General features: G+C 58.0%; 11 protein-coding genes. 1 reads left to right on the top strand and 10 read right to left on the bottom strand.

Annotation, left to right across the window (positions count from 1 at the left end):
- Positions 1-6: 6 nt before the first annotated feature.
- Positions 7-1,434: an FAD-binding oxidoreductase gene (locus ACZ5SR_RS01425; protein WP_464449816.1), complete on the top strand. Its 1,428-nt coding sequence runs from the start codon at positions 7-9 to the stop codon at positions 1,432-1,434.
- Here ACZ5SR_RS01425 and ACZ5SR_RS01430 read toward each other — a convergent pair.
- The 10 genes from ACZ5SR_RS01430 to mnmG all read right to left on the bottom strand — a co-directional run bounded on the left by ACZ5SR_RS01430 (position 1,426) and on the right by mnmG (position 12,474).
- A complete protein-coding gene (locus tag ACZ5SR_RS01430; protein ID WP_464449817.1) occupies positions 1,426-2,601 on the bottom strand; it encodes a benzoate/H(+) symporter BenE family transporter in 1,176 nt (391 codons plus the stop codon). The two genes, ACZ5SR_RS01425 and ACZ5SR_RS01430, sit on opposite strands and share 9 nt — an antisense overlap.
- The gene (locus ACZ5SR_RS01435; protein ID WP_464449818.1) at positions 2,598-4,340 is read right to left on the bottom strand and encodes an ATP-binding protein; all 1,743 of its coding nucleotides are present in this window, start codon (positions 4,338-4,340) and stop codon (positions 2,598-2,600) included. Before ACZ5SR_RS01435 ends, ACZ5SR_RS01430 begins: the two co-directional genes overlap by 4 nt.
- An 11-nt stretch (positions 4,341-4,351) precedes the next feature.
- Positions 4,352-6,025 (bottom strand): hybrid sensor histidine kinase/response regulator, encoded by a 1,674-nt coding sequence (locus ACZ5SR_RS01440; protein WP_464449819.1) that lies wholly within the window; start codon positions 6,023-6,025, stop codon positions 4,352-4,354.
- 82 nt (positions 6,026-6,107) lie between these two features.
- Positions 6,108-7,025: a ParB/RepB/Spo0J family partition protein gene (locus ACZ5SR_RS01445; protein WP_464449820.1), complete on the bottom strand. Its 918-nt coding sequence runs from the start codon at positions 7,023-7,025 to the stop codon at positions 6,108-6,110.
- Between the two features lie 2 nt (positions 7,026-7,027).
- Positions 7,028-7,597 (bottom strand): RBBP9/YdeN family alpha/beta hydrolase, encoded by a 570-nt coding sequence (locus ACZ5SR_RS01450; RefSeq protein ID WP_464449821.1) that lies wholly within the window; start codon positions 7,595-7,597, stop codon positions 7,028-7,030.
- A gap of 24 nt (positions 7,598-7,621) precedes the next feature.
- Positions 7,622-8,392 (bottom strand): ParA family protein, encoded by a 771-nt coding sequence (locus ACZ5SR_RS01455; protein WP_464449822.1) that lies wholly within the window; start codon positions 8,390-8,392, stop codon positions 7,622-7,624.
- A 56-nt stretch (positions 8,393-8,448) separates the two neighbouring features.
- Positions 8,449-9,066, bottom strand: a complete 618-nt coding sequence (locus ACZ5SR_RS01460; RefSeq protein ID WP_464449823.1) for a LysE family translocator — start codon at positions 9,064-9,066, stop codon at positions 8,449-8,451.
- 38 nt (positions 9,067-9,104) lie between these two features.
- Positions 9,105-9,719: a LysE family transporter gene (locus ACZ5SR_RS01465; RefSeq protein ID WP_464449824.1), complete on the bottom strand. Its 615-nt coding sequence runs from the start codon at positions 9,717-9,719 to the stop codon at positions 9,105-9,107.
- Between the two features lie 119 nt (positions 9,720-9,838).
- On the bottom strand, positions 9,839-10,495 hold the full coding sequence (gene rsmG / locus ACZ5SR_RS01470; protein WP_464449825.1) for a 16S rRNA (guanine(527)-N(7))-methyltransferase RsmG: 657 nt from the start codon (positions 10,493-10,495) through the stop codon (positions 9,839-9,841).
- Positions 10,492-12,474, bottom strand: a complete 1,983-nt coding sequence (gene mnmG / locus ACZ5SR_RS01475; RefSeq protein WP_464449826.1) for a tRNA uridine-5-carboxymethylaminomethyl(34) synthesis enzyme MnmG — start codon at positions 12,472-12,474, stop codon at positions 10,492-10,494. Before mnmG ends, rsmG begins: the two co-directional genes overlap by 4 nt.
- Positions 12,475-12,634 lie beyond the last annotated feature (160 nt).

Here is a 12,634-nt window from a genome sequence, read left to right on the forward strand (position 1 = left end):
ACCCCCATGAACGCCCCCACCCCTGCCGCCCACCTGGCCCCCGAAGTCGCGCAACGCGCTGTGCCCGAAGCTTTTTTGACCGCGCTCAAAGCCCGCTTTGGCGACAACTGCTCGACCGCCTTGGTGATCCGCGAGCAGCATGGGCGCGACGAGTCGGCCTTCACCCATGTGCCGCCACCGGCTGCTGTGGTTTTTGCCGAAAACACACAAGACGTCGCCGATGCGGTCAAGCTGTGCGCCGAATACAAAGTACCTGTGATCCCGTTTGGCGTGGGCTCTTCGCTCGAAGGCCATTTGTTGGCCGTGCAAGGCGGCATCAGCATCGACCTGATGCGCATGAACAAGGTCCTGGCCATCAACGCAGAAGACCTGACGGTCACGGTGCAGCCGGGCGTGACACGCAAGCAACTCAACGAAGAAATCAAGTCCACCGGACTGTTTTTCCCCATCGATCCAGGTGCCGACGCCACCATTGGCGGCATGAGCGCCACACGCGCCAGCGGCACCAACGCGGTGCGTTACGGCACCATGCGCGAAAACGTGTTAGCCATGGAAGTGGTCACCGCCCATGGCGAAGTCATCCGCACCGGCACCCGCGCCAAAAAATCCAGCGCTGGTTACGACCTGACGCGCCTGATGGTGGGCAGCGAAGGCACGCTGGGCGTGATCACCGAAGTCACCGTGCGCCTGTACCCCTTACCAGAAGCCATTTCGGCGGCCATCTGCTCTTTCCCCAGCATCGAGGCAGCGGTGCGAGCGGTCATCCAAACCATTCAATTGGGTGTGCCAATTGCCCGCGTGGAGCTGATCGACCACAACACGGTGCGCATGGTCAACGCCTATGCCAAGCTGGGCCTGCGCGAAGAGCCCATGCTGCTCATGGAATTCCACGGCTCGCCTGCGGGCGTGAAAGAACAAGCCGAAACCGTTCAAGAAATCGCCAGCGAGTTTGGTGGCAACGCGTTTGAATGGGCCACCACACCCGAAGAGCGCACGCGCTTGTGGACAGCCCGGCACAACGCTTACTTTGCGGCCATCCAGAGCAAGCCTGGCTGCCGCGCCATCAGCACCGACACCTGCGTGCCGATCAGCCGCCTGGCCGATTGCCTGCTCGACTCCATCACCGAAACCGATGCCAGCGGCTTGCCTTACTTTTTGGTCGGGCATGTGGGCGATGGCAACTTCCACTTCGGCTATTTGATCGACCCGAACAACCCCGAGGAATGCGCCACCGCCGAAGCGCTGAACCAGCAACTGGTCAACCGCGCTTTGCGCCTGGGTGGCACCTGCACCGGCGAGCACGGCATTGGCCTGCACAAAATGGACTTCTTGCGCACAGAAACCGGTGAAGGCGCGGTGGACATGATGCGCACCATCAAGCGGGCACTGGACCCGCACAACATCATGAACCCAGGGAAGATTTTTTCAATGTGACGCCTGTTGGCGCCGTGTCCACAAGCACTGCGCCAAACTGCCGACCACCACGCCCCAAAAAGCCGAGCCGACGCCCATCAGCGTCACACCCGAGAGCGTCACAAGGAACGTGAGCAACGCGGCTTCACGTTGCTGCTCGTCTTTGAAGGCCACCGCCAAGCCCGAGGCCATGGTGCCGAGCAAAGCCAGACCGGCTACAGCCAAAACGAGCGCTTTTGGAAACGCCGCCATCAGGCTGACGATCGTGCCACCTGCCAAGCCCAAAACGATGTACAAAAAGCCCGCTGCAGCCGAAGCGGTGTAACGGCGACTTGGATCGGGATGTGCTTCTTTGCCCATGCAGATCGCCGCCGTGATCGCCGCCAAATTGAGCGCGTAAGCCCCAAAAGGGGCCAAGACCAAACTGGCCAAACCGGTTGCCCCCACCACAGGAGAGATCGGGGTGTCATACCCCGAGGCACGTTGCGCCGCGACACCCGGCAGGTTTTGTGAAGCCATGGTCACCACAAAAAGAGGCAGCGCCACGCTGACCATGGCCGTCCAACTCCATGCCGGACTCACCCACACGGGCACAGCCCAAGTCCAGACCACAGTGGTCAAATGCAACTGACCTTGCAAAGCCGCCACCCCCATGCCCACCAACAACACGACGGGCACCGACCAGCGCGGCCACCAGCGCCGACCGAGCAGATAGGCCAGGGTCATGGCCAGCACCAACCCGGGCGCATGCGCCACAGCGCCCACGGCATCCAAGGCAAAGCGCGCCAAGACCCCCGCCAACAAAGCGCTGGCCAAAGGCAATGGGATTTTGGACATCAGGCGTTCAAACCAGCCGCTGTAACCCACGGCAATGATCATCAACCCGCACACCATGAAAGCCCCCGTGGCCTCGGGCAGGCTCACACCTTGGCTCACCGCCAAAACTGCCGCTCCTGGGGTAGACCACGCCGTCAAGACGGGCTGGCGGTACCACAAGCTCAAACCCAAACTGGTCACGCCCATGCCGATGCCCAAAGCCCACATCCAGGACACCAGTTGTTCCGGTGTGGCACCCAAGGCTTGCGCAGCCGAAAACACAATGGCCACAGAACTGGTAAAGCCCACCAACACCGCCACAAAACCAGCCACCCAAGTGGACACCGAAAAATCACGCCAAATGCTTTTCATGCGACAGCGTCTTTGGCCAACAACCAAGGCTCTACCCGGCTACACAATTCAGTAGGCTCAAAGGGCTTGAGCATCACATCGTTGAGTCCCGCAGCCTTGAAGCGCTCCAGATCGAGGGGGTTCACATTCGCGGTCAACCCCATCACTGGCACCTGACGAATACGGTCCACGACGTCTTGGCGGATGAACCGCGTGGCATCGATGCCGTCCATGACAGGCATGACCATGTCCATGAAAACCAAGTCCACCCTTTGTTCGCGCAAAACGTCCAAGGTTTTTTGCCCGTCTACCGCCTCCAGCACCACGCTGAGGGGCCATGCGTTTTGCAACACTTGCTTGAGCAAGAGCCGATTGACAGGGTGGTCATCGGCCACCAAAAAGGTCCATGCGTGATCGGCACTTTGCAACAGGTGTTGCTGCTTTTCAGATGACTTGAGCGGCGCGGTTGCAGCCGTCAAAGGCAAATGCAGCCAAAAACGCGAACCATGGCCCGGCTCACTTTCAAAGCCGATTTCACCCCCCAACAATTGCGCCACTTTTTGCGAAATCGCCAAACCCAGGCCGTTGCCACCGTATACGGTTTGGGTATCGTTCTCGGCTTGGGTAAACCGTTTGAAAATCTGGTCTTGCCGCTCTTTGGCAATGCCGATGCCGGTGTCCTGAACCGAAAAAGTCACGCCTGAATCGGTGCCATCCACCCGGAGCACCACCGAGCCTTGATGGGTGAATTTGAGCGCGTTGCCCAACAAATTGACCAAGACTTGCATCAAGCGGTGGCGGTCGGTGTACACCCAGACAGGCAAGGCCGGATCGAGCACCAAGCGGTAATCCAGCTCCATGCTTTCCACGCGTGGCTTGAACAACTCAAAAGCGTGCTCGGCCACAAGACGCAGCTCAAAAGTTTCGGACTGAGTGACCAACTCACCCGCTTGCAGTTGGGAGTAATCCAAAATGTCGTTGATCACCGTCATCAGGTGGTCTGCCGACTGACGTGTGTGGTTGAGGACATTGAGGGCTTCGGGCCTATTCTGTACTTGGTTGAGCAGCAACGCATTGAAGCCCAAAATGGCGTTCATGGGCGTTCGCAACTCGTGGCTTACGGTTGCAATGAAATGCTCACGCATCACCGCGGTGTGTTCCAGCTCCTCACGCCGCAACTCCAGTTCTCGCTGGTGATTGCGGCTTGCCTCCAAGGCTTGGCGGTACATGTGGTCATACATCAATGGCACCACAATCAGCACGCAGGTCACCAACGAGTACGTCAAGAAAGAGGATGGCACATGCGCCATGCCTGTCTCAAAGGCCTGGATCCAGCCCATGTGATTGGCCACCGCCATTACCAACTGCAAGGCCATCACCACCATGAGCCAAAAAATGCCCGCCCGTCGGCCCATCACGTAAAAGGGGGTCAAAGGCAAAATCAGCATCCAAGCCAATCGCGGGGAATGAACCCCTCCCGTGGCCCACACCGCATAAAACAAAATGAGCGCCCCGAGTCCTGTCCCCAAATGGACCGCGGAGTTCGAGGCGAACCCTCTGTTCACCAAGACCAACAGCAAAGCCAAGCAAGCCGCAAAGCTGCTGAAAGTGACCATGGCATAGGGATAAGGGCTGATCAACGCATAGGTCAGCAAGACCGTGATCACCACGACCACAAAGAAGAACACATAGGGCATCTTGCCCTGCTGGTAACGCACAGGCAATCGGGCCACCAAATGGGGTAACCATTGGCGAATCATGGCGGTCAGGGTCACAGCAGGCCCCCCCTGGCGCGTCGGATATGACGACCTACCGATGCCATCAACATCAAAGTGTCCATGGGCTTGTGCAGCACATCGTTCATGCCAGCGGCCAAGCAACGGTCACGGTCCACAGGGTTGGTGTTGGCGGTGAGTGCCAAGATCGGCATATTGACCGTGATGGCCGGAAAGCGCTGACGAATTTGCTGCGTCACTTGCATGCCATCCATGTCCGGCATGATCATGTCGATCAGTGCAACGTCAAACACCTGTTGGTCCAACAGGTTGAGGGCTTTGGCACCACTGTCGACCGTGGTGATCGTTGCATTGGGCCAGCATTTTTGCAATTGCAGCTGTGCCACCATCAGGTTGACCTTGTTGTCGTCTACGACCAACATGCGCAAAGGCTCATCGGACAAACTGTCGTCTGTCACGGGCACCGACAAGTCCATCGCTTGCGCTGCTTGCAAAGGGATTTCAAACCAAAAAAGCGCGCCAAGTCCTTCTTGGCTGTCTACGCCGATTTGCCCACCGTGGAGCGTCACCAGCTTCTCGCACAACGTCAAGCCCAAGCCCGTGCCGCCATAGGCGCGGTTGGTTTGAACATCGGCATGCTCAAAGCGCCTGAAGATGTGCTGTTGACGCTCACGGGGAATTCCCCGGCCTGAGTCTTTCACCTCAAAACGCAAGCCCTTGCCTTGTGCTTTCACCGCGATCAAAACCACGCCTTGGGGTGTGAATTTGATGGCGTTGTCGACCAAGTTGTTCAAAATTTGCAGCAATCGGTTGCGGTCACCATGCAAGCGTTCTGGCAATTTGGCATCCAACGTGAATTGCAGCGTCACGTTCTTGGCTTGTGCTTTTTCAATGTGCCGTTGCCGCAACTCATCGAACAAAGCCTGAAGCGCAAAGTCCACCGGGTTCAACCGCAATTTGCCTGCTTGCAGTTGCGAGAAATCCAGGATGTCATTGACCACTTGCAACAAATGCTCGGTGGAGCGGCGAATGTGTCCCACGATGGCCAACTGTGCAGGTTCATCGGCCAACTCCCGGTGAAGCACACCGTTGAAGCCCAAAATCACATTCATGGGTGTGCGCAATTCGTGCCCAACAGCGGCCACAAATTCGTCCTTGTGCGCCTGCGCTCGAATCAGCGCTTCGTGCGTCGCCTTGAGTTCATCGTTGCGCTGATTGAGCTTGCGCAACTGGACTTGGTGCAAATGTTCGTAAATCCGCACACCCATCATCAGGTTCAACAGCGCCAAGGCGTGGTTCAAATACGCCCAAGTCACCACCGATGAAGAGACATTGACATGGCTGCTCACCCAACCCAACCAGGTCACCAAAGTCAGGACCAAAATCGACAAGAGCATGACCCCGATCCACAGCAATGTGGCAGACCGGCCCAACATCAGGAGCACGGGCACAGACAAGACATTGAGCCAAACCACAGCGGTAGAGTTGATGCCCCCTGTTTGCAAAGCGGTATAAACAATCAGCAATACGGTCAGCGCCGTGACGGCATGGACCAACATGTTGAATATGGTCCGCACGCGCACCACCGACAACAAGCACAGCGACAACACGGACACGACCAAGTTGGCCTGTGCCACCCGCTCAACGGGTGTGAAGCAATATCCAAAAAAGGTGGTGAAACAGACCAGCAACAAGTAAATGGTCAGCATTTCCTGACGCAAAAAACCGTCGGGACGAAACAGCGTTCGCCACAAAGCTTTCGACCATTTTTTTGCGAACACAGGCACCGATTTACCCGCGCAGTTTGTCGATCAAACCATTGAGTTCGTCGAGTGAGCCAAACTGGATACTCAGCTCCCCCATCTCTTCGATCTTGCCCAAGCGCTTGACGCGCTTTTTCACGCGCACCTCCACCTCCGCCATGAGCAGGTCTGACAACTCTTCTTCGACTCGGCGGATGTCGCGAGACTTTTCCTTTTTGGGCTTTTGATGCACCAAGTTGAATTCGGCACCCAGCTTTTTGGCCAAGCTTTCTGCCTCGCGCACCGACAACTTTTTGGCCGCGATTTGGTTGGCGGCCGTGATTTGAGCAGCCTTGTCGAGTGAAAGCAAAGCACGGGCATGGCCCATGTCCAGGTCACCGGCCATGAGCATGCTTTGCACCGGATCGGCCAGGTTCAGCAAGCGCAGCAGGTTGCTGGCGGCGCTACGGGAGCGGCCGACCGCTTGTGCAGCGGTTTCGTGAGTGAGCCCAAACTCTTTGATGAGGCGTTGCAGGCCTTGAGCCTCCTCCAGCGGGTTAAGGTCTTCGCGCTGGATATTCTCGATCAGGGCCATGGCCGCAGCCGCCTCGTTGGGCACATCACGCACCAAAACGGGAACAGCGTCCAGACCCGCCAACTTGCTGGCCCTGAAACGCCGCTCGCCCGCGATGATTTCGTATTTGCCCGCGTTTTCGCCTTCGGTCAATCGGCGCACCAAGATGGGCTGCATGATGCCCTGGGCCTTGATGGACTCGGCCAACTCATACAAAGCACCCTCGTCCATGCGGGTGCGTGGCTGGTACATGCCGGGCACCATCTGATCGAGTTTGAGTTGGGTGGAGACACCCGTTTCAGCCGTCATGTCGGCGGCAGGGGCATCTTGCACTTTAGGCCCCAACAAGGCTTCAAGTCCACGGCCAAGGCCTTTGGGTTTTTTGGTGACCATGGTCAATCCTTCAAAAGTGTTTGTAAAAGCGTCTGGCCTTCTGGCCAGTCGCCCAAAGAAGAGTCGGCGTTGATGTGCCCGGCAGCGCCCAGGTCCACCCACTGTGAGCCCCAGTGATGGGCCAACGCTTGGGCACGTTCTGCCGTGCAATACGGGTCGTTTTGGCTGCCCACCAAAATACTTTGAAACGGGAGTTTTTGACGGGCGATCGGTGACCAGCCCGGTAGACGGTCTTTCAGTTCTTGGGCTTCGGTGTCACCGGGTGCCACCAGCAATGCGCCACGCACGCGGGCCGTGTGCCGAGACACACCCGCCCAAGCCGACACCAAAATACAGCCCAAACTGTGCGCCACCAACACCACCGAGCCCGGGGCATCGATCACCGTTTCATCCAGACGAGCCAGCCAGTCGCCGCGCAGTGGGTGCAGCCAGTCGTTTTGCTCCACCACCGCATAACCTTGCATACGGGCCCAGTGCATCTGCCAATGGCCATCGCCGCTGCCCAACCAACCGGGCAAGATCAACACCGAGACCATGTCTGGGGTTGTGGTGTTGACTTGGTTTGAAATCATCCTGGTGCGATGTGCGGCCAAAACTCAGAGCGTGGGCGCACGTTGCACCAGCTCGCGTGCGAACTCGACATAGGCTTGGCTGCCTTTGGCAGAGGCATCAAACACCACGCCCGGCAAACCATAACTGGGCGCTTCGGCCAAGCGCACATTGCGCGGAATCACGGTGTCAAATACCTTGTCGCCAAAGTGGGCCTTGAGCTGGTCGCTGACCTGCATTTGCAGCGTGATGCGTGGGTCAAACATGACCCGCAGCAAACCGATGATCTTCAGGTCCTTATTCAGATTGGCGTGCACCTGTTTGATGGTGTTGACCAAATCGGTCAAGCCTTCCAGGGCAAAGTATTCGCACTGCATGGGCACGATCACCCCATGGGCTGAACACAAGCCATTGAGCGTGAGCATGGACAGCGAGGGCGGGCAGTCGATCAGCACAAAGTCGTAATCGGCGTCGACCACCTGCAAAGCATTTTTCAGGCGCTGGTCGCGATGCTCCAATTGAACCAGCTCCACTTCGGCACCTGCCAGTTCGCGGTTGGCGCTGAGCACGTCGTAACCGCACTTTTCGGCCTTGACCACCGCTTCGGCAATGGTGGCTGATTCGAGCAGCACATCGTACACATTCAACTCGACCGTGCGTTTGTCGATGCCTGAACCCATGGTGGCGTTGCCCTGGGGATCCAGATCGACCAAGAGCACACGCTGACCTACTTTGGCCAAACCAGCGGCCAGGTTGACGGTGGTGGTGGTTTTACCCACCCCCCCTTTTTGGTTGGCAATGCAGAAAATGGTGGCCATAAATTGCGCTCAGGTTAATCAATTCGTAGAACAGTCAGGGGTGGCTGCGTTCACTTCTATTTAGACAAGGCCAGTTTGATGCCAAAACCCACCAAAAATAGGCCTGCCACCTTCTCCAGCACACGGCCCACCACGGGGTTGGCACGCATGCGTTCGGCCAAGTGGTGCGTCAGCAAAGCCATACCCAGGCCGTATAAAAAAGTCAGCACTGCGATGGTCGCGGCCATCACGCCAAAACTGATCAATCCCAGATGGGTTTGTGGGTCCACAAACAAGGGAAAGAACGCCATGTAAAAAACAATCGCCTTGGGGTTGAGCAAGGTGATGGCCAAAGCTTGCTGAAAATACTGCCGGGGCCGGATGTTCAACACCGGCGCGTCGCCGGGCTTAGCAGACAACATTTTCCAACCCAACCATGCCAAGTAGGCAGCACCCAGCCATTGGATGGCGACAAAAGCCGAGGGGTAAGTGGACAACACCGCCGCCACACCCGCTACCGCCAACCACATGAGCACTTGGTCTCCGGCAATCACGCCCAAAGTGGCCATCAAACCACCCGTCACGCCACCCTTGCTGGTGGAGGTGATGAGCGCCAAATTACCAGGCCCCGGAATGGCCAAAAACAACACGATGGCGGCAACAAACGCACTGTAATCAGAGATGCCAAAGAACATACAAGGCTTTCAAAAACATGCGGGCCAAAGGCGGCCCATTACTTGGTCAACACCATCTTGAGGCCAAAACCGATCAGGCAAAGGCCTGCCGCTTTTTGCAACAAACCGGACACCGTGGGGTTGGCGCGGATGCGCTCGGCCATGAAATGGGTCACCAGAACCACGCCGAAACAATAAGCAAAACCCAACGCAGCGATCGTCAAAGCCATCACCGCAAAAGTGACCCAACCTTGGTGGTGAACGGGGTCAATGAACTGCGGGAAAAAGGCCAAGTAAAACATGATGGCCTTGGGGTTGAGCAAGGTGATGAGCATGGTTTCACGGAAGTAATGCCCAGGGGTAATCTGAATGCTGGGGCCTTCCCCCGTTTTGGCCGTGATCATTTTGAAACCCAGCCAAATCAAATAGGCCGCACCCAGCCACTGCAAAGCCATGAAAAGCATCGGCAAAGTCTGGAGCACGGCCGCCACGCCAGCCACCGTGAGCCACAACAACATCTGATCGCCCACCAACAAACCCAAGACCGAAGCCAGTCCACCCGACAAACCACCCTTGCTGGCAGAGCTGATCAAGGCCAGGTTGCCGGGGCCCGGCAAGAACAGCAAGAGCACAAAAGCAGTGGCAAACGCCGCGTAATCCGAGATGCCAAACATGGGTTTTCTTTAAATGCGAATGGGCTGAGTGTAAGTGATGCCCTGGCGCACCAGACCCAACAAGGTATCTTGTTTCACGTGAAACACCCATCACCCAACCTGCCAGCAGCAAGAAAGGGTCAGCTCTGCGCCGGAGCTTCTGGCTTCATCCAAACCATGCAGCGCTCCACATCCAGACCCGGCACCGTCAATGGTTCCACGTGAAACACTTTCACATCCTCAGGTAAAGCGTCGATTTCCTCTTGCGGGTGTTTGCCTTTCATGGCCATCCAAACACCGCCTTCGGCCAATGCCGAACGGGACCAGGCCACAAAATCAGGCAGGGATGCAAAGGCGCGGGAGCTAATGACCTGATATGGATCGGTCAGGGACTCGACCCGCGCGTGGAGGCCGCGCAAGTTGGGCAGCTTCAGGCTCACGGCGACTTGTTGCACAAAGGCGGCTTTTTTGGCGACCGTGTCCACACAACTCACGTTCAATTCGGGCATGCAGATGGCCAGAACCACCCCGGGCAAGCCACCGCCCGAACCCACATCCAGCAAACGGATAGGCCGACCCAGGGTGTGGCGCGACAAGGGCGCAATGGCCGTCAAGCTGTCCAGCAGGTGGTGCGTCAGCATGTCCGCCGGATCGCGCACAGCGGTCAGGTTGTAAACCTTGTTCCATTTCTGGATCAGTCCCATGTAGCCCAGCAGGCGCTGAACTTGCTCATCCGACAAGCTCAAACCAAGGGCTTGGGCACCCGCGCGCAAACCCTCTTCCAAATTCACACTCATGCCTGCACGCCCATCTCGGCCCGATCATCGGCGGTTTGCATGAAGCCCTTGAACCCACCCTTTTTCAGGTGGATCAACAGCAGCGACACGCTGGCGGGCGTGATGCCCGAAATGCGCGAGGCTTGGCCCAAAGTTTCAGGTCGGTGTTTGGCCAGCTTCTGTCGCGCCTCAATCGACAAGGCCGAGACCTGCATGTAGTCCAGGCTTTCGGGCAAGCGCAGGTGTTCATAAAAAGCAGCGCGCTCTACCTCCCCTTTTTGGCGGTCGATGTAGCCAGAATACTTGGCCGCAATCTCAACCTGCTCGATCACCGGGGCGCTCAGGTCGCCCAGCGTTTCACGTGAAACATCGGCACTGGCCATGCGGCCTCCGTCGAGCGTCATCAGCGCTGGGTAACTCACATTGGGTCTTCGCAGCAGATCGAACAGATTGTGCTCATGCTCAATGGCTTTGCCCAAAACCCGCAGGGACTCTTCGGCGGGCAGGTTGCGTGGGTTCACCCAAACCGACTTCAGGCGTTCTGTTTCACGTGAAACAGCATCGCGCTTGCGGCTGAAGGCATCCCAGCGGGCATCGTCGACCAAGCCCATCTGGCGGCCCACTTCGGTCAGTCGGGCGTCGGCATTGTCTTCGCGCAGCTGCAAGCGGAATTCGGCACGGCTGGTGAACATGCGGTAAGGCTCCGTCACGCCCTGGGTCACCAAGTCATCCACCAGCACGCCCAAGTAAGCTTGGTCACGCGCAGGCAGCCAGGCGGCTTCGCCCCGGCATTGCAATGCGGCGTTGATACCCGCGAACAAGCCCTGGGCAGCGGCCTCTTCGTAACCGGTGGTGCCATTGATCTGGCCCGCAAAAAACAAACCGTTGATCTGCCTCGTCTCAAAGCTGTTCTTCAACGCCCGGGGGTCAAAGTAGTCGTACTCGATGGCGTAGCCAGGGCGCAGAATGTGGCAATTCTCCAGCCCCTTCATCGAGCGCACCAGGTCGTACTGGATATCGAACGGCAAGCTGGTGGAGATGCCGTTGGGGTAATACTCGTGCGTCGTCAGGCCTTCGGGCTCCAAAAAAATCTGGTGGCTGTCTTTGTCGGCAAAGCGGTTGATCTTGTCTTCCACACTCGGGCAATAACGCGGACCCACGCCCTCGATCTTGCCAGTGAACATGGGGCTGCGGTCAAAGCCGGAGCGAATGATCTCATGCGTGCGCTCATTGGTGTGGGTGATCCAGCACGGCACTTGCTGTGGGTGCATCTCGGCCTTGCCCATGAAACTGAACACCGGCACCCCGCCCTCAGGATTCATGCCGCCGGTCACACCATCGCCGGGTTGCTCGGAACACTTGGAAAAATCGATGGTGCGGCCATCCAAGCGCGGGGGCGTGCCGGTTTTCAAACGGCCTTGCGGCAGCTTCAATTCTTTCAAACGCGCCGACAAACTCACCGCAGGCGGATCGCCCGCACGGCCCGCCGCGTAATTCTGCAAGCCCACATGGATCTTGCCGTCCAAAAACGTGCCCGCCGTCAGCACCACGGTGCGCGAACGAAAACGAATACCCACCTGCGTGACAGCCCCCACCACGCGGTCACCCTCCACCATCAGGTCGTCCACAGCTTGCTGGAACAGCCACAAATTGGGCTGGTTCTCCAACATGCGGCGAATGGTGGCTTTGTACAAAATGCGGTCAGCTTGGGCGCGTGTGGCGCGCACGGCTGGGCCTTTGGAGCTGTTGAGAATGCGGAACTGGATGCCGCCTTCGTCGGTGGCCAGCGCCATGGCACCCCCCAAGGCATCCACCTCTTTGACCAAATGGCCCTTGCCAATGCCGCCAATGCTGGGGTTGCAACTCATCTGCCCCAGCGTCTCGATGTTGTGGCTGAGCAAAAGCGTTTTGCAGCCCATGCGGGCCGCGGCCAGCGCCGCTTCGGTTCCGGCATGGCCGCCACCGACCACGATCACGTCGAATTCTTGAGGGTAAAGCATGTTGGTCTGCCTCGCATCGAGGCCCATAAATGAACGCCGCCAGCGCCATGGAGCCACCCTGCCACGGGGTCGGCTGAAGCTGCTGATTTTACAGGCAGGGCGCCAAGGGCTGCAGTGTCCCTGAACCTGGCAACACCTCGGCTGATCGGCTTGACCGGGG

The sequence above is a fragment of the Limnohabitans sp. TEGF002 genome (assembly GCF_055395845.1).